This is a genomic window from Serratia sp. LSHTC3, from assembly GCF_057197125.1.
This window is the reverse complement of the sequence record NZ_JBXUNP010000002.1, coordinates 176,198-198,143: the sequence shown is the minus strand read 5'-3', so window position 1 is coordinate 198,143 and position 21,946 is coordinate 176,198. Positions and strand designations below refer to the sequence as shown.

At 63.7% G+C, this 21,946-nt stretch carries 24 protein-coding genes; 10 read left to right on the top strand and 14 right to left on the bottom strand.

The features are described from left to right. The first annotated feature begins 61 nt into the window (after positions 1 to 61). Positions 62 to 1,648 carry a propionate catabolism operon regulatory protein PrpR gene (prpR, locus tag AC2CGI_RS08200; RefSeq protein WP_021503920.1) on the top strand — a complete coding sequence of 529 codons (1,587 nt, stop codon included), beginning with the start codon at positions 62 to 64 and terminating at the stop codon, positions 1,646 to 1,648. Positions 1,649 to 1,651: 3 nt separating this feature from the next. Here prpR and AC2CGI_RS08195 read toward each other — a convergent pair whose 3' ends face one another. After that, on the bottom strand, positions 1,652 to 2,560 hold the full coding sequence (locus AC2CGI_RS08195; RefSeq protein ID WP_004939309.1) for a DMT family transporter: 909 nt from the start codon (positions 2,558 to 2,560) through the stop codon (positions 1,652 to 1,654). A 136-nt stretch (positions 2,561 to 2,696) separates the two neighbouring features. Here AC2CGI_RS08195 and AC2CGI_RS08190 point away from each other — a divergent pair, with 136 nt between their 5' ends. Then, positions 2,697 to 3,131, top strand: a complete 435-nt coding sequence (locus AC2CGI_RS08190; RefSeq protein ID WP_004939311.1) for an Lrp/AsnC family transcriptional regulator — start codon at positions 2,697 to 2,699, stop codon at positions 3,129 to 3,131. Here AC2CGI_RS08190 and dinG read toward each other — a convergent pair whose 3' ends face one another. From dinG to AC2CGI_RS08170, 4 genes are all read right to left on the bottom strand, one after another. Further along, complete coding sequence (gene dinG, locus AC2CGI_RS08185) at positions 3,132 to 5,330, bottom strand: ATP-dependent DNA helicase DinG (RefSeq protein ID WP_076740435.1); 2,199 nt, start codon at positions 5,328 to 5,330, stop codon at positions 3,132 to 3,134. A 66-nt stretch (positions 5,331 to 5,396) separates the two neighbouring features. Further along, positions 5,397 to 5,789: a tautomerase family protein gene (locus AC2CGI_RS08180; RefSeq protein WP_015377136.1), complete on the bottom strand. Its 393-nt coding sequence runs from the start codon at positions 5,787 to 5,789 to the stop codon at positions 5,397 to 5,399. Further along, on the bottom strand, positions 5,779 to 6,111 hold the full coding sequence (locus AC2CGI_RS08175) for a carboxymuconolactone decarboxylase family protein (RefSeq protein WP_015377135.1): 333 nt from the start codon (positions 6,109 to 6,111) through the stop codon (positions 5,779 to 5,781). The genes AC2CGI_RS08180 and AC2CGI_RS08175 overlap by 11 nt, the downstream gene beginning before the upstream one ends. A 124-nt stretch (positions 6,112 to 6,235) precedes the next feature. Further along, positions 6,236 to 6,892 (bottom strand): glutathione S-transferase family protein, encoded by a 657-nt coding sequence (locus AC2CGI_RS08170; protein ID WP_015377134.1) that lies wholly within the window; start codon positions 6,890 to 6,892, stop codon positions 6,236 to 6,238. 241 nt (positions 6,893 to 7,133) lie between these two features. On the opposite strand from AC2CGI_RS08170, the gene ompC reads away from it, so the two are divergent. The 3 genes from ompC (at position 7,134) to AC2CGI_RS08155 (ending at position 10,110) form a co-directional block, all read left to right on the top strand. After that, complete coding sequence (gene ompC / locus AC2CGI_RS08165) at positions 7,134 to 8,231, top strand: porin OmpC (RefSeq protein ID WP_004939326.1); 1,098 nt, start codon at positions 7,134 to 7,136, stop codon at positions 8,229 to 8,231. 179 nt (positions 8,232 to 8,410) lie between these two features. Further along, positions 8,411 to 9,262 (top strand): GNAT family N-acetyltransferase, encoded by an 852-nt coding sequence (locus AC2CGI_RS08160; RefSeq protein WP_021503925.1) that lies wholly within the window; start codon positions 8,411 to 8,413, stop codon positions 9,260 to 9,262. Positions 9,263 to 9,279: 17 nt separating this feature from the next. Beyond that, the gene (locus tag AC2CGI_RS08155; RefSeq protein ID WP_076740436.1) at positions 9,280 to 10,110 is read left to right on the top strand and encodes a 5'-nucleotidase, lipoprotein e(P4) family; all 831 of its coding nucleotides are present in this window, start codon (positions 9,280 to 9,282) and stop codon (positions 10,108 to 10,110) included. A gap of 3 nt (positions 10,111 to 10,113) precedes the next feature. Here AC2CGI_RS08155 and AC2CGI_RS08150 read toward each other — a convergent pair whose 3' ends face one another. From AC2CGI_RS08150 to AC2CGI_RS08140, 3 genes are all read right to left on the bottom strand, one after another. Next, positions 10,114 to 10,632 (bottom strand): GNAT family N-acetyltransferase, encoded by a 519-nt coding sequence (locus AC2CGI_RS08150; protein WP_004939331.1) that lies wholly within the window; start codon positions 10,630 to 10,632, stop codon positions 10,114 to 10,116. A 2-nt stretch (positions 10,633 to 10,634) separates the two neighbouring features. After that, positions 10,635 to 11,204 carry a helix-turn-helix domain-containing protein gene (locus AC2CGI_RS08145; RefSeq protein ID WP_015377131.1) on the bottom strand — a complete coding sequence of 190 codons (570 nt, stop codon included), beginning with the start codon at positions 11,202 to 11,204 and terminating at the stop codon, positions 10,635 to 10,637. 135 nt (positions 11,205 to 11,339) lie between these two features. Further along, positions 11,340 to 12,794 carry an MFS transporter gene (locus AC2CGI_RS08140; RefSeq protein WP_021503927.1) on the bottom strand — a complete coding sequence of 485 codons (1,455 nt, stop codon included), beginning with the start codon at positions 12,792 to 12,794 and terminating at the stop codon, positions 11,340 to 11,342. A gap of 103 nt (positions 12,795 to 12,897) precedes the next feature. On the opposite strand from AC2CGI_RS08140, the gene AC2CGI_RS08135 reads away from it, so the two are divergent. The 4 genes from AC2CGI_RS08135 to AC2CGI_RS08120 all read left to right on the top strand — a co-directional run bounded on the left by AC2CGI_RS08135 (position 12,898) and on the right by AC2CGI_RS08120 (position 15,533). Next, complete coding sequence (locus AC2CGI_RS08135) at positions 12,898 to 13,551, top strand: helix-turn-helix transcriptional regulator (RefSeq protein ID WP_015377129.1); 654 nt, start codon at positions 12,898 to 12,900, stop codon at positions 13,549 to 13,551. Positions 13,552 to 13,726: 175 nt separating this feature from the next. Continuing rightward, positions 13,727 to 14,221 carry a DUF2878 domain-containing protein gene (locus tag AC2CGI_RS08130; RefSeq protein ID WP_015377128.1) on the top strand — a complete coding sequence of 165 codons (495 nt, stop codon included), beginning with the start codon at positions 13,727 to 13,729 and terminating at the stop codon, positions 14,219 to 14,221. A gap of 108 nt (positions 14,222 to 14,329) precedes the next feature. Then, positions 14,330 to 15,253, top strand: coding sequence for a drug/metabolite exporter YedA (gene yedA, locus AC2CGI_RS08125; RefSeq protein ID WP_015377127.1), 924 nt, complete (start codon positions 14,330 to 14,332; stop codon positions 15,251 to 15,253). A gap of 103 nt (positions 15,254 to 15,356) precedes the next feature. After that, the gene (locus AC2CGI_RS08120) at positions 15,357 to 15,533 is read left to right on the top strand and encodes a hypothetical protein (protein WP_165385137.1); all 177 of its coding nucleotides are present in this window, start codon (positions 15,357 to 15,359) and stop codon (positions 15,531 to 15,533) included. Here the strand turns inward: AC2CGI_RS08120 and AC2CGI_RS08115 are convergent. Further along, positions 15,521 to 16,432: a LysR family transcriptional regulator gene (locus AC2CGI_RS08115; protein WP_015377126.1), complete on the bottom strand. Its 912-nt coding sequence runs from the start codon at positions 16,430 to 16,432 to the stop codon at positions 15,521 to 15,523. The two genes, AC2CGI_RS08120 and AC2CGI_RS08115, sit on opposite strands and share 13 nt — an antisense overlap. Before the next feature lie 134 nt (positions 16,433 to 16,566). Between AC2CGI_RS08115 and AC2CGI_RS08110 the strand changes: the two genes are divergently transcribed. After that, the gene (locus tag AC2CGI_RS08110) at positions 16,567 to 17,286 is read left to right on the top strand and encodes an SDR family oxidoreductase (RefSeq protein ID WP_076740437.1); all 720 of its coding nucleotides are present in this window, start codon (positions 16,567 to 16,569) and stop codon (positions 17,284 to 17,286) included. A gap of 6 nt (positions 17,287 to 17,292) precedes the next feature. Here AC2CGI_RS08110 and AC2CGI_RS08105 read toward each other — a convergent pair whose 3' ends face one another. The 5 genes from AC2CGI_RS08105 to osmF form a co-directional block, all read right to left on the bottom strand. Continuing rightward, positions 17,293 to 18,054 carry a phosphate/phosphite/phosphonate ABC transporter substrate-binding protein gene (locus tag AC2CGI_RS08105; RefSeq protein WP_021503932.1) on the bottom strand — a complete coding sequence of 254 codons (762 nt, stop codon included), beginning with the start codon at positions 18,052 to 18,054 and terminating at the stop codon, positions 17,293 to 17,295. Between the two features lie 28 nt (positions 18,055 to 18,082). Then, positions 18,083 to 18,856 carry an ABC transporter permease gene (locus AC2CGI_RS08100; protein WP_044031664.1) on the bottom strand — a complete coding sequence of 258 codons (774 nt, stop codon included), beginning with the start codon at positions 18,854 to 18,856 and terminating at the stop codon, positions 18,083 to 18,085. Continuing rightward, a complete protein-coding gene (locus tag AC2CGI_RS08095; protein WP_015377122.1) occupies positions 18,853 to 19,788 on the bottom strand; it encodes an ABC transporter ATP-binding protein in 936 nt (311 codons plus the stop codon). Before AC2CGI_RS08095 ends, AC2CGI_RS08100 begins: the two co-directional genes overlap by 4 nt. Then, on the bottom strand, positions 19,785 to 20,945 hold the full coding sequence (locus tag AC2CGI_RS08090; RefSeq protein ID WP_015377121.1) for an ABC transporter permease: 1,161 nt from the start codon (positions 20,943 to 20,945) through the stop codon (positions 19,785 to 19,787). Before AC2CGI_RS08090 ends, AC2CGI_RS08095 begins: the two co-directional genes overlap by 4 nt. Positions 20,946 to 21,006: 61 nt before the next feature. Further along, complete coding sequence (gene osmF, locus AC2CGI_RS08085; RefSeq protein ID WP_004939374.1) at positions 21,007 to 21,936, bottom strand: glycine betaine ABC transporter substrate-binding protein OsmF; 930 nt, start codon at positions 21,934 to 21,936, stop codon at positions 21,007 to 21,009. Positions 21,937 to 21,946: the final 10 nt, after the last annotated feature.

The following is a 21,946-nucleotide window of genomic DNA, read 5'->3' as shown; positions in this document are numbered from 1 at the left end:
TTTGAAACATGACTGAAACAAGACTACACCTACTGCAGCCACTTTCATTCGGTAACCTACCATGAGCGATCACATCACGCCGTCCCGCACGCCTGACAAACCGGTGATCTGGACCGTCTCCATCACCCGCCTGTTCGATCTGTTCCGGGATATCAGTCTCGAGTTCGACCATCTGGCGACCATCACCCCGATCCGTCTCGGCTTCGAGGAGGCGGTGCAGCATATTCGCGATCGCCTGGCGACCGAGCCTTGCGACGCCATCATCGCCGCCGGCTCCAACGGCGCCTACCTGAAAAGCCGCCTGTCGGTGCCGGTCATTTTGGTCAAGCCCGGCGGCTTCGACCTGCTGCAGGCGCTAAGCAAGGCGCGCAGAACCGCCGATCGAATCGGCGTCATCACCTACAAAACGCCCCTGCCCGCGCTGCTGGAGTTCCAGCAAACCTTCGATCTGCCGCTGGAGCAGCGCAGCTACGTCACCGAAGAGGACGCGCGCGGCCAGATCGCCGAGCTGAAAGCCGCCGGCATTCAGGCGGTGGTCGGCGCCGGCCTCATCAGCGATCTGGCGGAAGAGGCCGGGCTCACCGCCATTTTTCTCTATTCCGCCGCCACCCTGCGCGCCGCCTTCAGCGACGCGCTGGACGTGACGCGCCTGATGCTGGGCGGCGCCAAACGTGGCGGTGACTACGCCGCGCGCAATACCCTGCAACCGCGCTATGGGCTGAGCGATTTACAGGGCGATTCCCCGCAGATGGAGCAGACGCGGCGCACCATCATGCTGTACGCCCGATCGCCGGCGGCGGTGTTGATCGAAGGCGAAACCGGCACCGGCAAAGAGCTGGCGGCGCAGGCGATCCACCGCGAATACTTTTCCCGGCGCGGCGCGACGCCGCCGTTCGTCGCCATCAACTGCGGCGCCATCGCCGAATCGCTGCTGGAGGCGGAACTGTTCGGCTATGAGGAAGGCGCCTTTACCGGCTCACGGCGCGGCGGCCGACGCGGGCTGTTGGAAACCGCCAACGGCGGCACCCTGTTTCTGGATGAGATCGGCGAAATGCCGCTGCACCTGCAAACCCGGCTGCTGCGGGCGCTGGAAGAGAAAACCATCACGCGGGTCGGCGGGCAACAGCCGGTGGCGGTCGATTTTCGCGTTATCAGCGCCACCCACAATCGCCTGGAGCAGGCGATTCAACACGGCGATTTTCGCGCCGATCTGTTCTACCGTCTGAGCGCCCTGCGGCTGCAGCTGCCGCCGTTGCGGGCGCGTGGCGACGATATTGCGATGCTGGCGGAACACTTTCTGAAACAGTCGCTGGCGGCGCTCGACGTGCCGCTGACGGAGCCGCTGCGCACCGCCCTGGCCGGCTGTTACGCCGCGCTCAGTCATTACGCCTGGCCCGGCAACCTGCGCGAGCTGCGCAACATGATGGAGCGGGTGGCGCTGATGCTGAGCACCGGCGCTGCGCCGAGCGGCGAGACTCTGCAGTGGCTGCTGCCGGAGCTGGCGGTGGCGCCGCCGCCCGAGACGCCGGCGGCGCCCGTCTCCGCCCACGAAGCCCTGGCGCGGTGCGGAGGCGACCACGCCGCTGCCGCCCGGTTGCTCGGGATCAGCCGCACCACTTTATGGCGCCGGCTGAAAAAACCGCGCTGAGCATCAGCCGGCGCGCCGGCCGTCCGAGGCCGGCAGCAGCCGCGCTCGCCGCTCGCCCAGCAGGTTCATGCCCGCCGCCGCCAGCAGGATGATCGCCGCGCCCAGCAGCTGCCACACAGACAGCCGGTGGCCAAACGCCAGGCGATCCACCAGCATAGCGGCGATCGGGTAGATGAACGACAGCGAGCCGATCAGATTGGTGGGCAGCTTCTGCAGGGCGCCGTACATCAACACGTACATCAGGCCGGTGTGCAGCACGCCGAGCGTCGCCAGCATCCCCCACTGCCCCACGCTGGCCGAAACGTGGAAATCCACCAGCGGCAACAGCATCACCGCCCCCACCGTCACCTGGATCAGCGCAATAAGATGCGGCGGCGTGCCCTTCAGCCGCTTGGCCGCCAGCGCCATCAGGGCGTAGAAAAACGCCGCGCCGAGCGCCAGCGCGATGCCCGCCAGATAATGACTCTGCTCCCCCGCCTGCCGCGGCTGCGCCAGCACCACCAGCATCATGCCGCCGAACGCCAGCCCCAGCCACAGCAGCTTGCGGGCGGTCAGCCGTTCCCCCAGAAACAGCGCCCCCAGCCCCACCAGCATAAACGGCTGGGTATTGTACACCGCGGTGGCGATGGAGATAGACGCATAGGAATAGGCGGCGAACAGCAGCAGCCAGTTGATCACCAGCGCGACGCCGCCGGCGATCGCCAGCAGCAGCGTGGCGCGCGTCAGCGCATCGCGCCGCAGCTGCCCCAATACGCCGCACACCGCCAGCAGCACCAGCGCGCCTACCGCGCAGCGCCAAAACACCACGTTGATAACCGGCTGGCCGGACATCAACACAAACCAGCCGATGGAGCCGGAAATCAACATCGCCGCCGCCATCTCCAGCGATCCGCGTTTTATCTCTGCATTCATTCTGCGTTCCTCGAAGCTTGCCCAGAGACATAGCTTGCGGCTTCGCTGGGCGGCTTTCCATAGCATAAAAAAGGCAGATATGCTTAACTGCCTTTTTCTCGCAGCTATAATAAATAAAATACCTAACGGAGGCGTTATGGATGATATCGATCGCCAAATCCTGACCATTCTGGCGGACGATGCGCGCGCATCGTTGAAGACGCTGAGCGCGCAGGTGGGCCTGTCGTCGCCGAGCACGTCGGAAAGACTGCGGCGGCTGGAGGAAAGCGGCGTGATCCAGGGCTATACCCTGAACGTCAATCTGCAGGCGGTGGGCTACGCCTTCGAGTCGCTGGTGCGCATCAAGCCGCTGCCGGGCATGCTGAAGAAGGTCGAGCAGCTGATTCAGGCGATCCCGGAAGTGGTCGAATGCGATAAGGTGACCGGCGAAGACTGCTTTATCGTGCGGCTGGTGGCGCACTCGATGGAACAGCTCGACCACACCCTCGATCGGCTGGCCGAGCATGCGCAGAGCAACACCTCGATCGTGAAAACCACGCCGGTCAAGCGCCGCCTGCCGCCGCTGCTTTGATTAACGCCGCCGCTTGCGGGCGAACGGGTTGCCGCGCTTCTTCTCTTTTTTGGCCGCGTCGGCGGCGGATTTCAGCGCCGCCAGATGCGCCTTGTCGGCCTCCGGCACCGCGCGTTGCTCGATCGGGAACACCGGTAGCGACGCCAACAGCCGCGAACCGTAATTTTTGGTCAGCAACCGGCGATCGTAGATCACGATCTCGCCGTAGCATTGGTTGCTGCGGATCAGACGGCCGACCTGCTGGATCAGATTGAACGAGGCGCTCGGCAGGCTCTGCACTTCGAACGGATAGCGCTTCAGCGATTTCAGCCACTCGCCTTCGGTGATGATCACCGGGCTGTCGATCGGCGGGAACGCGATTTTGTGAATATGCACCTGGGTCAACAGTTCGCCTTTCAAATCCAGCCCTTCGGCGAACGATTGCAGCCCCACCAGCACGCTGGCGACGCCCTTCCCCACCCGCTTGCGGTGCTCTTCCACCAGCCGGTAGCGCGGCTGGTCACCCTGCACCAGCAGCATCAGCCGCAGATCGGTCACGTAGCTGAGGAAAGTCTGCATCGCCCGATGGCTGCTGAACAGGATCAGCATGCCTTTGTGCTTGCCGCTCGCCTGCTCGGCGCGGAAAAACCGCGCCATCTCCTCGAGGTGCTCCGCCTCATTGGCGAGCGCCGGTTCATAGCGCATCTGCGGAATAACAATCTTGCCCTGTTCGACGTGATTGAACGGCGAAGAGAGCGTTTCGAAGCGATCGCCGGCCTTCTCGCTCAGCCCGCTCATCTCCTGCAAACGCGCGAAGCTGTTCAGTGAACGCAGCGTGGCCGAGGTGACCACCACGTGCGGCACCTTGCGCCACAGCAGCTTCTCCAGCTGATCGCTGACGCGGATGCCGACGCAGTGCAAATACAGATGGGTGACGTTATCGCGCAGTTCGCGCGTGACCCATTTGGAGATCGGCGCGTTGGACGACTTGTCGAGCGCCGCCAGCCGCCACAGCTTGCTCATCGCTTCCAGATAGCCCAGCGTGCGGCTCATCTGCAGGATGGCGCGGTGCAGGCGCATGATGTCGTGCTTGCCGGTCTGCTCAGTAAGATCGTTAAGCACGAACTCCGCCAGCCCGCGCAATGCATCGGTCAGTTTAAACAGCCGCGCGCAACTCTCCACCATCTCCGCCGGCAGCTCGCCCATTTCAAAACGGTGCTCGGCGGCCACGCTGTCGCCGGGCAGGTAGGCGCTGACCTGATGCTCGAAGATCTGCACCAGTTCGCGCAGCTCCTCGCAATGGTTTTTCAGCCGTTCGCTGTTGGCCAGCCCCGGCGGATTCTTCGGCCGGTACTGCGTCATGCACTGTTCGACCTGGCGCACGATCATGTCCAGCTGCAGGTTGGTCGACAGCGCAGTGATTTCGCCGTCGATCTCCAGCGCGTCGCGCGCCACCTCCGGCAAATGGTGGCCTTCGTCCAGCACCAGCAGCAACTCTTTCGGGTTCGGCAGCACCGATTCCGTCTCCAGCGCCGCCATCACCAGCGCGTGGTTGGCCACCACCACGTCGGCGCTCTCGATCTCTTTGCGGGCGATATAGAACGGGCATTCGCGAATGTAGTGACAGTTGCGCCCCAGGCAGTTGGCCTTGTCGGTGCTCAGCTTGGCCCACAGCGGATCGTCGATGCTCTGCTGATAGTGATCGCGCAGCCCATCCCACTCAAAGCGGGCCAGCGCCTTGGTCAGTTTCTGGCACAGCGCCTGCTCTTCGCCGCTGGACGGCGCCAGCTCGTCGTCGAGGAACAGCGTCAGATCGCCCTGTTGACTGACGTCGGTGCTCATCGCCGCCAGGTTGCGCGGGCAGACGTAACGCCCGCGGCCAAAGGCGCCGGTAAATTTCAGATCGGGGATAATCTTCTTCAGCAGCGGCAAATCCTTGCTGTAAATCTGATCCTGCAGCGCCACGTTGGCGGTGCTCACCACCAGCGGCTTGCTCTCCGCCCGCCCGACGGCGATGCCCGGGATCAGGTAAGACAGCGTTTTGCCGACGCCGGTCGGCGCCTCGATCGCCAGATGGCGCGGGTAGTCGCCGGCCAGCGTCTTGGCCACCTCGGCGATCATCTGGCGCTGGGGCGCGCGGGAAATAAAATCCGGTATTTGCTGCTGCAGGGCTTTGTACCACTGGCCAATCTGATCTTTAACTGCGGAGGAGAGCGCCATTCAACTCTTATCTAAACGAAATGATGGCGCTATTGTCCCACAGACCGCCGACGACGTCAGCCCGAGTTACGTCTGCGGATCGATCATTGAGGCGCGCCCGCCGCCGAATGACCACTCGTCCAACTGGGTGGTGGCGATCACCACCATCACATCCTCGGGGTTCAGCCGCAGGTTTTCCGCCAGCAGCGCCGCCAGCCGCCCGTAGAAGCGCCGCTTGGTGTCGCTGTCGCGCGGCCGCCCGGCGGTGATGTAAAACAGCACGAAATCCGCGCTGCGCGGCCCGCCGAGATAGTCGCGATCGTAGATAAGCTCACCGGGGCGGTATTGATCGATCGCCTGAAACCTGTCCGCCGGCGGCACCTCGAAGGCCTCCACCAGCGCCTGATGCAGGCTGTCGGACAAGGTTTGCAGATAGTCGGCGGACTTGCCCTGATGCAGGGCGATGCGGCTAAACGGCATGGGGCGCCTCCGGTTCCAGCTCGCGCAGGCGCGCCACGGCCGACGCCGCCGCGGGCCAGCCGGCGTAAAACGCCAGGTGGGTGATGAGCTCCGCCAATTGCGGGCGATCGACACCGTTGCGCTGCGCCAGCTGCAGATGAAACGGCAGTTGCTCCAGGCGGTTGAGCGCCACCAACGCGGCGACGGTGATCAGGCTGCGCTCGCGCGGGCTCAGCTCTGGCCGCTGCCAGACATCGTCAAACAAGACGCTGTCGCTGAGCTGCGCCAGCTTGGGGGCGATCTCGCCGAACGCCTGTTGCCCGGCCTGGGATTTTGATGGCATCACACTCTCCTGTCAGTTGCGGATAGCCTTACGCTACCCGCCGCCGAGGCGAGTGAAAATCGGGATTTTCGGCACTCTCGGTTCAGAAAAACGGGAGGGTTCCCCGCCAGGCGGCGGGGCGATTTCACGGTTCCAGCGAGGCAACGCCGTCGAAATGGGCGCTCAGCAGCGCATTCAGCTCCGGCCGCCGCTCCACCCGTTCGGCAATGGCGTAAAGCCGCGGGCAGTGTTGCCGGAACCACGCGCGGCCCGGCCGCCAGTTGCACATTACCGCCACGTACAGATCCAACGCGCTGAAGCTCTTGCCGAGAAACCACGGGCCAGACGCCCCTGCGGCGGCGTTCAACTGCCGCAATAAACGCTCACGATAATCCATTACCGCGTTTTTCAGCTGTTCCGCCCCTGCCGCCTGCGGCTGCCAGCGCTGCGGATGGTCGGCATAGGTGAAGGTGGGGTAAATCTCCGCGTTGATGAACAGCAGCCAGCGCAGAAAACGCGGCAACAGCGGCGAACCGCCGGGCGGCGCCAGCTCGGCATGCGGCGCGCGATCGTGCAGCAGCAGGATAATCGCCGCACTCTCCGTCATCACTTCGTCATTGGGCAGCACTAAGGTGGGCACCTGACCCAGCGGGTTCAGCGCCAACAGGCGATCGCGTTCCGGGCCGTCCTGCGTGTAATCCACCTCCTCATAGCCCCAGGGGAAAGCAGTCAACGCCAACGCGGCGGCCACGATGGTCGAACCGCAGCCCTGCGTACCGAACAAAGTATAAGTATCGTGCATGATTCCTCCCGCAGCGGAACAAGGTATCGGTAACTGTAGACCAGCCGCAGACCATCGGCTGAAGAAAAAATTCACCCTTTGCGCGACTTTTTTAATCGTTCGACATGAAAATGAATTTTTTGTCATAAATAGATCACATTACTACGGTAAAAATTCTCCGCCGCCAACAATCAGGCGGCACAGTAAAACAGCAATGCAACTGATGATAAGCGTCTTTCAATCGAATAAAGCAGGGTAACCCATGAAACGTAATCTTCTGGCCGTTATTATTCCGGCACTTTTACTTGCGCAAGCGGCACAGGCAGCAGAAATCTACAATAAAGACGGCAACAAACTCGATTTTTACGGCCGTGTGAAAGCCCTGCATTATTTCTCTGATGATGCCGGCAATGATGGTGATAAAACTTACGTCCGTATCGGCTTTAAAGGCGCGACTCAGATTAACGATATGCTGACCGGCTATGGCCAGTGGGAATATCAGATCGCCGCCAACCATTCTGAATCCGACGGCACCAAAGACACCAAAACGCGTCTGGGCTTCGCCGGTCTGAAATATAAGGACCTCGGCTCCTTCGACTACGGTCGCAACTACGGTATCATTTACGACGTAGGCGCCTGGACGGATATGATCCCTGAATTCGGCGACGATGCTTATATCAAGACCGACAACTTTATGAACGGCCGTACCAATGGCGTCGCCACCTACCGTAATAACAACTTCTTCGGTCTGGTTGACGGCCTGAAATTTGCCGTGCAGTACCAGGGCAAGAACGAAAACGACGGCCGCTCCGCCAGCAAGGCAAACGGCGACGGCTGGGGTCTCTCCTCCAGCTATGAAATCATCGACGGCCTGAGCGTGGGCGCCGCCTATGCTTCTTCCAACCGCACCGCCACGCAAAAGGCGGGCACCTTCGGTAAAGGCGACAAGGCCGATATCTGGGCTGGCGGTCTGAAATACGACAACAACAATGTCTACCTGGCCGCGACTTATTCGCAGAGCCGCAATATCGCGCCTATTTCCGGCACCGCTACCATCAATAATAACTCGACCTCCGTTAGCGGCTTCGCCAATAAAGCGGAAGGGATTGAATTGGTCGCGCAATATCAATTCGACTTCGGCCTGCGCCCATCGCTGGGTTACGTTCAGCAGAAAGGCAAAGATATTGAAGGCATCGGCGACGTCGATCTGGTGAAATATTTCGACGTGGCGGCGACCTATTACTTCAACAAAAACATGTCCACTTATGTCGAATATAAAATCAACCAACTTGATGACGACAACAAGCTGGGTCTGAAAAACGACGACGTCGTTGTTGTCGCCCTGACCTACCAGTTCTGATGTGATGAATGAATAACCACCACTGCAAACTTTAGCGTCACTTGATACCCAGAGTTTTATTTCGCCGGGCGGCTGCGTCCGGCTTTTTTGTTTTTATTTTCCCCGCCGGCGAATCCCTCCGCTTGCCTTGCAAAACAAACGGGTCTACATGTATAGCTTTCCCCCGAGCGGAATCAGCCATGCATAACGACGGACGCTTCGACTACCACAACGCCTTGCGCTACAGCAGCGACGAACTGGCCAACATCCTCAACCACTGTTTTGAAAACTACATCGTGCGTTTCGTGCTCGACGGGCCGACCTTCGCCGCCCGCTTCAGCGCCGAAGACCTCAGCCTGAACGACAGCCTGATCGTCACCCACCGCCATGAACCGGTGGCGGTGGCGCTGATCGCCCGCCGCGGCCGGCACAGCCGGGTGGCGGCCTTTTCCGTGCGCCCGGAGATGCGCGGCCAGGGGCTGGGCAAGGCGCTGATGCAGCGGCTGGTGGCGGATGCCCGCCAGCGCGGCGATCGGCGGCTGTCGTTGGAGGTGATCGAAGGCAACGACGCCGCGTTGGCGCTGTACCACCGCGCCGGGCTGCGCATCGTGCGCACCCTGACCGGCCATCAGGCGCCGGCGGAAGTGCCGCCAGGCACGGCAGCGCTGCAGGCGGTCGATCCGCTGACCGTCAGCCATCGCCTGACGGCGGAAGGCGCCACCGATCTGCCCTGGTTGATCGCTCCCGAATCGCTGTTCAAGCTGCCGGGCACACCGCAAGCCTATACGCTCAATCGTCAGGCCTACGCCGTGGTGATGCCCGGCGCCGAGCACTGCTGGCTGCGCCTGATCTACGTGCCGCCGCAGCACCGCGGCCAGGGGCATGCCCGCGCCTTGCTGGCCGCCCTGCAAGCGCAGTTCGCCCCTTTGCCGCTGACCGCCAACGTTTTTGTGCCCGAGGTGGCCGCCCCCTTCTTTACGCATCTTGGCTGGCGGCAGGATCCTCTGCGCCAGTTCGAGATGGATATGCTGCTGGACAGCCCACAAAAATAAAACCGGGAGAGATAACGATGGCAGGAAAACAGGCAAGGAAACTCACCCTCGGCGCGGCGGTTGGCGTCGCGCTGCTGGCGTTGGCCGGTTGCGCGCAGCCGCCGCACACCGACGCCCAGGCCCAGCAGCGGCTGGCGGATCAGTCGGTGCTGGCGGTGAACTGGTTCCAACAGTCCGGTGAATACCAGGCGCTGGCCCACCAAGCGTTCAACAGCGCGCAACGCGCCTTCGATCGGGCCAGGGCCGCGCCGGGCCGCAAAAAGGCGGTGGTGGTCGATCTGGATGAAACCATGCTGGACAACAGCCCCTACTCCGCCTGGCAGGCGCAGCAGGGCCAGCCGTATGACAGCGCCACCTGGGCCCAATGGACGCAGGCCGAACAGGCCGGCGCGGTGCCGGGGGCAGTGTCGTTCGCCCGTTACGTTAACGCCCACCAGGGGACGATGTTCTACGTCTCGAACCGCAAACAGAGCGAATATGCCGCCACGGTGGCCAACATGCAGAAGCTCGGTTTCACCGGCATGTCGGAAAAAACCGTCTTGCTCAGTACCGACACGTCCAATAAGCAGGCGCGCTTCGACGCCATCAAACAAGCCGGCTATGACATCGTGGTGTACGCGGGCGACAACCTGAACGACTTCGGCGCCGCGACCTACCACCAGGATAATGCGCAGCGCCGGGCGTTTGTCAGCGAGAACCAGAACAAATTCGGCACCGAATTCATCGTGCTGCCCAACCCGCTGTACGGCGATTGGGAGAGCGGCCTGGCTCGCGACTACAACAAGCTGACGCCGCAACAGAAGCTGCAGGTGCGCCAACAGGCGCTCAAGGCCTGGCGCGGGCGCTAAGCCTCACAGCAGTTTGTACATATAGCAGGTGGCCTCCAACGCCCCGCCGTCGCTGGCGCGGGCGTATTGCGGGATGTCGCCCGCCGCCTCGAACCCCAATTGGCGGTACAGCCCCTGCGCCGCGCTGCCGCTCAGGGTGTCCAGCACCAACAGGCTGCGGCGATGACGCGCCGCCAGCGCCTGCACTTCCTGCATCAACAGCCGGGCAACGCCCTGCCGCCGCGCCTGCGGGTGCACCATCAGCTTGACCACTTCCGCGCGGTGGCGGCCGTTGTCCGGCATCGCCAGCAGCAGTTGCACGGTGCCGACCGGTCGGCCGTTCGCGAGCGCCACCAGCATCGCACGCTCTCCCCGCGCCAGAGCCGGCAGCACCCCCTGCCAAAATGCCTGCGCCTGTTCCTGCGTAAAGGGCATGACAAAACCGATGCTGGCGCCGTGCGCCACGCTGGCGTGCAGCATCTCGGCCAAGTCGGCAATGGCGCTTTGCGCCGCAGCGGCATCCCACTGTTGCAATTCAATCATGGCTATGGCCTACAGATAACGAGCGTGTAATGAGCCGGCTCATCGCCGGGGACATGGAAACGGGAGGCGCCGAACAGGCGGTAGCGCAGGCAGTCGCCGGCCGACAGCCGGAAAACGCGCCCTTCCAGGGTCAATTCCAACTGCCCGGACAGCAACCAGAGGTGATGTTCCAGCGCCGGAATCGACGGCAGGTCGTAATCGATCTGCGCGCCGGCATCAAGCCGGGCTTCGATAAACTCGGCCTTATACAGCGCGGCGGGTGGGGAAACGGAGCGACGGTGAAAACCGCTGGCGCGATCGACCCAAACCGGTTGCTGCTGCGGCCGCAGCAGCTCCGGCGGCTCGTCTTCGATTTCGCTCAACAGGCGCGACATGGTCAACCCGTAGGCGGCGCACAGCCGGTTCAGCAACGACGCCGTCGGGCTGGTCTCGGCACGCTCCACCCGCGAGAGCGTCGCCCGGCTAAGACCGGTGCGCTGCGCCAATTCCTCCAGCGACCACGCCCGCTGCTGGCGCAAATCCGCCAGCCGCTGCGCCAACCTCAGGTCGGCAGTCTCCAAACCGTTATCCACCGCTCACACTCCGCTTGAAAATCCCATATAAGAGAAATAATCTCAAATTAGAGATATAGCAAGCGGATTTTAAAAAATATCGCGCAGGAAGAACGCCAGGATCACCGCAAACATCGCCGAATGAGGAGAAGCGTTCTAGCACTCGCGCGAGGGCGGAGTTTGTACAAAATTGCCCGTCTCTGCGACCGGCGGCGCGATCGCGGCGCAGCGCCAGGCGCTGAATACCGCCAGCAGCGGCGCCAGCGCGAACGCCAGGAACAGCCAACGCGCCGCCGATGCCGCGCCCGCCGCGCCGCCCGGATCGTTCAGCCCCGCCAGATTGGCGATCATCCCGGCCAGCGCCGCGCCGAATGCGGTGGCGAACAGCTGCACCGTGGTAATTGAAGCGCCGGCGATATCTTTGTCCGCTTCAGGCGCCACCTGCAAAATGCGCGTCAGCAGATGCGGCCAACCGAAGCCGATGCCGAACCCTACCAGCGACAATGCGATAACGATCGGCGTCAGCGCCTGCCAGTCACCGCCGGAGGGCGTCGGCATCAGGATCGCCAGCGCCAGCAGGCCCACCAGCACGAACAGCGGCCCGCTGACGATCGCCCGGCGAATGCCCGCCCCGCGCCAGCCGGAGCTGAGGATTTCGGACAACGTCCAACCGGCGGCCATGGTGGCGGCGATATAGCCGGAGATCAGCGGCGACTGGCCGTGCAACAGCTGCAGGAAATAGGGCACGAAGATTTCGCTGGTCATGCCGATCACCAGCAACGAGACCGTAATATAGAGCGCCGCCAGCGATGAGCCGCGCCGCAGCGAGCCATGCGGCAACAGGCGCGCGCGTGCGTGCGCCTCGCGCTTCATCAGCCAGGCCATCAGCACCAGCGAAAGCGCGATGCCCGCCAGATTGATCCAGACGCTGTGCGCCAGGCTGCCGGCGGACACCACCAGCACCGCCACGGTCAGCAACAGCAGTTGCGCAGTCGGCAACGGCGCGGCCGCCTGCTGCGCCTTGCCTTTGGGCAGGATCAGGAAGGTAAACGCAGCGTACAGCGCCATGATCGGCAGCAGAATGCCGAAGGCCCAACGCCAGGCGTGCAGCTCGGCAAAAATGCCGCCCACTGCCGGCCCCACCAGGGTGGCGATGCCCCACATCGCCGAGATAAGCGCCATGGCGCGCGGCCACAATCGCTGCTCGAACACCAGGTTGATCATCGCGTAGGAGAGCGCAAAGATCAGCCCGCCGCCGAAGCCCTGCACCGTGCGGCCGATCAGCATCACCGGCATGCTCGGTGCCAGCGCGCACAGCGCCGCCCCGACGATAAAGAACAGCGAAGCCACCAGATAGGCGCTACGCGCGCCGTAACCGCTGAGCAAGCGGGCAGACAACGCGGAGCCGAGGATCGACGCCACCACGAACAGCGTAGTGTTCCAGGCATAGAGATCCAGCCCGCCGATATCCTGCACCACCGAGGGCAGAATGGTGGTGGCGACCAGAATATTGATGGCATGCAGCGCCACGCCGAGCGAAAGCGCGATCGCACTGGCCGCATTTTTGCCGGAGAAAAGGTCGCTCCAGCGGCTGTCGTCATGGGTTATCACGGTTGTCGTCCTGTTTTCAGAGGAATGGCATTGAGTTGGTCATAAGATTGCGTTAAATTTAACAAGAGTTATCTTGGAATAAGTTAGGGCGAGGCGGAGAAATATGTCAAGAATAAACTTGGAAAATAGCGGCAGCACCGCACAATCGGTCAGTGACCGCTTGCTGACGTTATTGAAAACCCGCGGCCCGCAGCTAGCTTCTGACGCAGGAAAAGTGCTCGGCACCACCGGTGAGGCGGCCCGCCAGCAGTTCGTCAAGCTGGCGAAAGAGGGGTTGGTCGAAGCGGTGGCGGAAACGCGCGGCGTGGGCCGCCCGGTGCAGCTGTGGCATTTGACCTCTGCCGGGAACGCGCGCTTTCCCGATACCCATGCGGATCTGACGGTGCAGCTGCTGCGCACCGTGCGCGACAAGTTGGGCGAACAAGCGATCGACGTGCTGATCGAGACCCGCGAGCAGGAAAACCGCATCAACTACAAGCAGGCGATGATCGGCGCCACCGAGCTGCGCGAACGCGTGGCGCGCCTGACCGAGATCCGCTGCCGCGAAGGGTATATGGCCGAATGGCGCCAGGAGGAGGACGGTTCCTATCTGCTGGTGGAAAACCACTGCCCGATCTGCGCCGCCGCCACCGTCTGCCAGGGCTTCTGCCGGGCGGAATTAAGCATCTTCACCGAAGTGCTGCAGGCGCAGGTGGAGCGCGCCGAACACATTCTGGCCGGCTCGCGCCGCTGCGCCTACCGGATTTCCCGCCTGTAACACCGGTTTTTGCCCACGTTTTCAACCGGTACAGATTATTCTGCTTGTGCACCCCGCACCTTCCCTTCTAAGGTTGAACTAACGAACATTCAGGCAAACAGCGGGCCTCGCGCCCGCTCTGGCAAATCCGTCGGCGCTTGGCGCAGCGGCAGAGTAACCCCACGGGAGTTGAACGATGAAGAAGCCGCATGCCGGATTCTGGCTGGCGACGCTGGGACTGGGCGTTTGCTGGCTGCTGGCGCTGCTGACTCGCGATCGGCTCAACGGCATACTGCTGGCCGGCGCGGCGCTGGCGCTGATCTTTACTCCCGCCGCCCGCCGCAAAGGCGCGGCCCTGGCCGCCCTGGGCGGTATCGGCATGGATGGGCTGTGGAGCTACAGCGGCGTGCTGCACTACAGCGGGCAACACGGCCTGCCGCTCTGGACCATCGCGCTGTGGATCGGCTTCGGTTGCTGGTGGTATTGGTTGCTGGACGTGGTCAGAGCGGCCCCGTGGCCGCTGGCGGTGTTGGGCGCCGCCGTCGGCCCCTTCGCCTACGCCGTGTCCTGGAAGCTGGACGCCTTGTTGCCCGGCGTGCCGCCCGAGTTCATGCTGCTGCTGCTGGCCGTCGGCTGGTCGATTTACCTGCCGGCCGTCAGCTGGCTGCAGTGGAAACAGCAAGGCCATTGAACGGCTTTCAGCCGCCGGAAAAATAATGCCGAAGGCCATTGCTTATCGGTTGCCCGATCGGGTTTACTGAGCGTTCTAATAATAATCATTCCCGCAAAATACAATCCTATGCTTAGCCAACAAAGCCGTAGCGTCCTGCCGTTGATCGGGGCGTTGTTCACGTTATATATCGTTTGGGGTTCCACCTATTTCGTCATTCGCCTCGGTGTCGCGCAGTGGCCGCCGCTAATGATGGCCGGCATTCGCTTTCTGACAGCCGGTATCGTGCTGTTCAGTTTCCTGGCCTGGCGCGGCCACGCCCTGCCGACGCTGAAGCAGTGGCTGGCCGCCGGCGCCATCGGCATTCTGCTGCTGGCGGTGGGCAACGGCCTGGTGACGGTGGCGGAACACCAACATGTGCCCTCCGGCATTGCCGCGGTGATGGTGGCGACGGTGCCGCTGTTCACCCTCTGCTTCAGCCTGCTGTGGGGCATGCGCAACACCAAACTGGAATGGGCCGGCATCGCGCTCGGGTTGGTGGGCATCGTGCTGCTCAACACCGGCAACAACCTGGTGGGCAACCCGACCGGCGCGCTGCTGATTTTGCTGGCTTCGGCCAGCTGGGCCTTCGGATCGGTGTTGGGATCGCGCATCTCGCTGCCGGCCGGGCCGATGGCCGGCGCGGCGGAGATGCTGGTCGCCGGCGTGGTGTTATTGGCAGCCAGCCAGCTGAGCGGCGAGCGCCTCACTCAGATGCCGAGCACCGGCGGCTTTCTGGCGCTGGGCTATCTGATCGTCTTCGGTTCGATGCTGGCGATCAGCGCCTATATGTTCTTGTTGAAGAACGTGCGCCCGGCGGTCGCCACCAGTTACGCCTACGTCAATCCGGTGGTGGCGGTGCTGCTCGGCATCGGTTTTGCCGGCGAATCGCTGGCGCCGCGCGAGTGGCTGGCGCTGGTGATCATCGTGGCGGCGGTGGTGCTGGTGACGCTGGGAAAATACCTGTTCGCCCGCCCGGCCAACGTGCAGGCCATCGACTGCGAACGGCGGTGATCACAAAGGGCGGTCTGCGGGCCGCCGTTAAAAACGATTCTTGTTTCACCCGGCGAAGGGGCTATAATTCCCGCTGTTCCAAGCAACCTGCGAAATTATTCCTATGCTGAAAAAAGCGTTCGTCATCGTCATCGCCCTGTGCGCCTTCGGTTCTCTGGGCGGCGTATTCCTCGCCGGGCTGAACATCTACACCCGTTCCACCACCCCGCACGAAGAAAGCGCGCCTGCCGGGGATACCGCCGCTACGCCGGCGCAAATCGAAACTCTTCAGGCCAAGTGATCGTCCATCCAGCGCTGGCAGCGCTGCTGTAAAAAGCGCTGCAGTTGCCTGACGCGCTCCGACACCTGCGAACGATGCGGGCAGACCAGATTGATCGGCACCGCGTCGCTGCGCCATTCCGGCAACAGCTGCACCAACCGCCCGGCGCGAATATCCGCCGCCACGTCGATCGCCGACTTGCGCACCACGCCGTGCCCGGCCAGCGCCCAGCGCCGCGCCACCTCACCGTCATCGGTAAAATAGCTGCCGTTCAGCGGCAGCTCGACCAGCTCCTCACCGCGCCACAGCCGCCATTCCACCTGCCGTTTGCCGCTGGGCTGATACACCAGAATGCTGTGCCGAACCAGATCGGCCGGCGTTTGCGGCGCGCCATGCCGCCGCAGATAATCCGGGCTGGCGCAGATCAGCCGCCGATGCTGCGGCAGGATCGGCAGCGCCACCAGCGAAGAGTCGGCCAGCGGCCCGAAGCGCAACGCCACATCCACCGGTTCGCGGAACAGATCCGCCTGCCGATCGTTGATCAGAAGCTGCAGCTGAATGTGGGGATGCTGTTGCCGAAACTCGTCCAGCCAGCCGAGCAGCAGATTGCGGCCAAAATCCGACGGCGCGGAAATCTGCAGCACTCCGGACAGCCCCTGATGCTTCTCGCGGATCGCCTGCTCTCCTTCGGCCAACGCCCCCAGCGCCAGGCGCGCGCTGTCGAGATAGCGCGCCCCCTCCTCCGTTAACCTCAGGCTGCGGGTGGAGCGCACCAGCAGCCGCGCGCCCAACTGCTGCTCCAGCCTTTTCACCGCAATGCTGGCCGCCGCCGGAGTGATATCCAGCGCGCGCGCCGCGGCGGAAAAACTGCCGCCGTCCACCGTGCGGACAAACACCTCGAGATCGACAAATGAGGTCATCTGCTCCCTCTCTTTTTAGCCCAATCAATTATTAATATTAATTTACAAGTGTTTGCTATTAGGCGGGCTTTTTTCCTCATTTTCAATCAGGAAAGATAGATCCCGTTGAAACTTACCTAAAAAGAGGCCTTAACATGACGATTCCTGACTCCCCCCTGAAACGACAAAAGCTGGTGATCCTGGGCGGCACCAGCGGCATTGGCGCCGCGGTGGCCTACGCGGCGGCGGCGCGTGGCGCTGAAGTGGTGCTGGCTTCGCGTCGTCTCTCTCACGCCGGGGAGAAGAACGACGCGCTGCGCCTGATGCAGGCCGATCTGACCAATGACGCGTCGCTACGCGCGCTGTTCGCCGCCGTCGGCGCTTTCGACCATTTGGTGATCACCGCCGGGCCGTTGGTGGACGCGAAGCCGCTGGCGGAGACCGCCCTTGAACAGGCGCAGGCCGACTTCAACGTCAAATTCTGGGGAAGTTTGCGCACGGTGCAGGCGGCGCTGCCGACGCTGGCGCCGCAGGGCTCGATCACCCTGACCTCCGGCCAGCTGTCGCGCAAATACCTCGGCGGTCAGTTGGTCAAAACCGCCATCAACGCCGCGCTGGAAGCGGTCGGCAAACAGCTGGCGAAGGAGCTGGCGCCGCGGCGGGTGAACGTGGTCAGCCCCGGTATCACCGCCACCGAAGCCTACGACGGCATGAGCGCCGCACAGCGTCAGGCGCTGTTCGAACGGGTTGGCGTCAGCCTGCCGGTCGGCAGGGTCGGGCAGGCGGCCGACGTCGCGGCGGGTTATCTGCTGGCGATGGAGAATGGCTTCGTCACCGGCAGCGTGATCGACATCGACGGCGGCGGCCTGCTGTAACGGCGGCTAGAGCGCCGTCACGCCCTGCGCGGCGGCCTGCTGTTCCAGCACGGTGATAATCTGGTAGGCCGAACGCGGCACCAGGCTGAAATCGCCGATCAGCAGGCGGTCGCTGACCGCCTCATCCAGCATCGCTCGGGCACCGGCGCGCAGGATTTCCACCTGTTCCGGCGGCGTGCCGGCTGCGGTGATCAACGGCAGGCCCGGCACCGCCGCCGTGCGGCCGATGATTTTTAGCCCCTCCAGCGCCTGCGGCTGCGCGCGGCGCAGCAGTTCCATGCTGATCGAATCGATGGCGGCGATATCCGCCTGCCCGCTGCGGATCAGCTGCAGCGACTGATAATGCGCGCCGGAGGCGATAGCCGCACCGAAGAATTTCCCGTCCTGCGCCAGCGGCGCGATCAGCGCGCGCAGGCCGTTGTAGCCAGACTGGGAATCGGTGCTGTTATACGCCGCCGTTCGGCCGCGAAAATCCGCCAGCCGCTCGCCGGGGTCGTCCGCGCGCACCACCAGCCAGCTGCGGTAATTCGGCCCGTCGCACCCTTCCACCCGATAATGATAGGTGCCGATCAACTGTACCTGCGGCAGACTGCTGACCAACGGATAACCGCAGGTTTGGCTGAGCAAGAGATCCTCGCGTCGCCAGTGCTGCGCCAGATCGTCCGGCCAGCTGAGCCGTTCCGGCGCCGCCGGCAACCCCAGCCGCAGCAGCTTGTCGCGCAACACCTGCCAGAAGGATTCGGCCTGCTCCCGGCCAACGCCGTACATCGGTAGAGACACCTGCATCATTTCCCCCTTACCCCGCCGAAGTGGGCGCCAGCGTCTGCTGACGCCAGGCGGTGAGATAACGCACCCAACGTTCGAACAGCATATCGGTGATAATAGCCAACAACGCCACAACCGCCGCGCCCTGGATCACATAGGCGGTGTTAAACCCGCTCAGGCCGATAATGATCGGCGAGCCGAGCGTCTTGGTGCCGACGGTGGAAGCGATGGCCGCCGTGCCGATGTTGATGATCACCGAGGTGCGGATCCCGGCGACGATCACCGGCGCCGCCAGCGGCAGTTCAACCCGCCACAGAATTTGCCAGGCGCTCATCCCCACGCCGCGGGCGATCTCGCGCGTGGCGGGCGGCACCGATTCGATGCCCGCCAGCGTGCCCTGCAGGATCGGCAGCAAGCCATACAACACCAGCGCGATGATCGCCGGCTGCTCGCTGAAGCCCATCACCGGCACCGCCACCGCCAACACCGCCACCGGCGGGAAGGTCTGCCCCACCGCCACCACCGTTTCCACCAGCGAACGAAACTCCCGGCCGCTGCGTCGGGTCACGGCCACGCCTGCCGCCACGCCGAGAGCCACCGCGATCAGGCTGGAGATCGCCACCAGCGACAGGTGCGCCCCCACCAGCGCGATAAAGCTGTCCTGCTGATAAATGGGCCGCTCCAGATCGGGGAACCAGGCGGCGAACAGGCCGCGCAGATGATCCATGCCGAACACCAGCGCCAACAGCAGCGCCAGCGTCCAGGGCAAAGGATCGCGCAGCAGGCGCCCGATGCGCCCGCTCATGACAGCGCCTGCCCGGCGATCAGATCGTTGAAGTGCAACACCCCCAACGCTTCGCCCCGTTCATCCACCACCGGCAGGCAGTCGCTTCCGCGCGCCACGAACACCGACAGCGCCTCGCGCAGGCTCATGGCGGCGGCGATCGGCTCGCCCCCGGCGACACCGGGCCGCACCCGCTCCGCCACCGTCCCCAGCGACAGCAGCTTGATGCCGCGATCGCTGCGCCCGAAGAAATCACGCACGAAATCGTTGGCCGGGGCGGTCAACAGCGTCAGCGGCGTGCCCTGCTGCACCACCCGCCCCTGATCGAGCAGCACCAGACGATCCGCCAGGCCCAGCGCTTCGTCGATGTCGTGCGTCACCAGCACGATAGTGCGGCCGGAGAGCTGATGGATGCGCGCGATCTCCGCCTGCAGCGCCGCGCGGGTGACCGGATCCAGCGCGCCGAACGGTTCGTCCATCAGCAACACCTCGGGATCGGCAGCCAGTGCGCGCGCCACCCCCACCCGCTGCTGCTGCCCGCCGGACAGTTGGTGCGGATAGCGGCGGCGAAACAGAGCCGGCTCCAGATGCAGCAGCTCCAACAGTTCGGTCACCCGATCGCGAATGCGCGCGCGCGGCCATTTCAGCAGCTGCGGCACGGTGGCGATGTTCTCCTCCACCGTCCAGTGCGGAAACAGGCCGATCGATTGGATCGCATAGCCCATGCGCCGCCGCAGATCCTGCGGTTTGAACGACTGGATCTCTTCGCCGGCAAAGAGAATCTTGCCCCGATCGTGTTCGATCAGGCGATTGATCATTTTTAACGTCGTGGACTTACCGGAACCCGAGGTGCCGATCAACACGGTGAATTCGCCCTCGGCGATGTGCAGCGTGAGATCGTCCACCGCCGGCTTGCCCTGAAAAATTTTGCTGACTTGCTCAAAGTGAATCATCGGCGCGATACGTCCAGGATTGAAACCCAAAATTTAAACAGCGAATCGACGATGACCGCCATCATGACCACCGGGATCACCCCCAGCAGAACCAGATCCAGCGCGCTGCTGAGCAGCCCCTGAAATACGATGGCGCCAAAACCGCCGGCGCCGATCAGCGCCGCCACCACCGCCATGCCGACGGTCTGCACCGCCAGAATGCGCACGCCGGTCAGGAACAGCGGCAGCGCCAACGGCAGCTGCACGCGCAGGAAGATCTGCCCGCGCGTCAGCCCCATGCCGGTGGCGGACTCAATCACGCCGGCCGGCACGCTTTGCAGCCCCGCCACCACGCTGCGCACCAGCGGCAACAGCGCGTACAGCACCAGCGCCACGATCGCCGGCGCCATGCCGATACCGCTGACGCCGTGTTCCGCCAGCCAGGGCACCGCCACCGCCAACCCCGCCAGCGGCGCGATCAGCAGGCCGAACAGCGCGATCGACGGCACGGTCTGGATAATGTTCAACACGGAGAAGATCGGCCGCTGCCAGCGCTCGGAACGAAAACACAGCACCCCGAGCGGCACACCGATCGCCAGCGCCGGCGCCATCGTCGCCAGCAGAATGGTCAGGTGCTGCAACAGCGCGGCGTCAAACACCTCCTGCCGATTATGGTACTCCTTCAGCAGCGACAGCTGATCGAGCTGATGGCCGAACAGCAGCAGCGCCGGCGGCACCAGCACCAGCGCGTTGCCGAGCATCCGCCGCAGGTGCGACGCGGTGAGACGCGCCATGGCGTCGGCGGCGATCAGCAGGCTCAGCGCCATCGTCAACCAGCAGCCGCTGCCCCAGGAAGTGCGTGCCAGGCGCGATCCCTCCTGCGCCAGACGCCCGGCGGCCTGCCCGCTGATCCAGAACGCCAGCGTCAGCACCCCGCAGGCGGCCAACGCCGCCAGCAGCGCCCGCCCCCGCGTCGGCGGCAACAGGCTGAGGATCGCCAATGCCGCCAGCGGCAACAGCAGCCACAGCGCCGGGCCGTGCAGCAGGGAGAACAAGGAGAGGCTTTTGCCCGACAACAGGCGATTGGGGGCATAACTGAGGAACGGCAGGCCGAACGCGGCCAGCAGCAACAGCATGAACAGCGTCAACAAGACGCGATGTTTTACGGCGATAGTCAAAGAAACGCTCCGGCTCCCTCGGTTTACCCCCTCTCCCGACGGCAAAGGGGGCACCTCGGCATTATCCCTTAACAAACCCTTTCTCTTTCAGGTAAGCGGCCGCCACCTGTTTGGCGTCCTGGCCCTCCACAGCGATCTGCGCGTTGAGTTTTTGCAGCGTCGGCCCGTCCAGCGAGGCGAACACCGGCTTCAGCAGCTCAGGCAGATTGGCGTGCGCCTTCAGCGCCGCTTCACGCACGATCGGCGCCGGCGCGTAGATCGGCTGTACGCCTTTCGGATCCGCCAGCGTCTGCAGCCCCAGCGCCGCCACCGGGCCATCGGTGCCGTAGGCCATCGCCGCGTTGACGCCGGAGGTCTGCTCCGCCGCCGCCTTGATGGTCACCGCCGTATCGCCGCCGGCCAGGGACAGCAGTTGATCCTGATTCAGCTTGAAGCCGTAGGCATTCTGGAACGCCGGCAGCGCATCCGGCCGCTCGATAAATTCCGCCGAGGCCGCCAGCTTGAACTTGCCGCCGCCGTTGATCCACTTGCCGAGATCCGCCAGCGTTTTGAGATGGTTGGCGTCCGCCACGTCCTGACGAATGGCGATGGTCCAGGTGTTGTTGGCCGGCGCCGCATCGAGCCAGACGATTTTGTTTTTGTCGTAGTCGAGCTGCTTCACCTTCTCGAAGCCGGCCTGGGCGTTCTTCCACGCCGGGTCCTTCTCATCGGAGAAGAAAAACGCGCCGTTGCCGGTGTATTCCGGGTAGATGTCGATCTCGCCGGAAGTGATGGCGCCACGCAGCACCTTGGTGGTGCCGAGCTGCAGCTTGTTGGTGGTCTTGATGCCGTTGGCTTCCAGCACCTGCACGATGATGTTGCCGAGCAGCGAACCTTCGGTATCGATCTTGGAGCCGACGCGCACCGAGTCGGCCGCCTGCGCCAGACCGCCGACGGCCAGCAGAGCCAGCGCGACGGCAAAGGAACGTCCGCGTGATAAGGTGATTGCCATACTTTTCCTC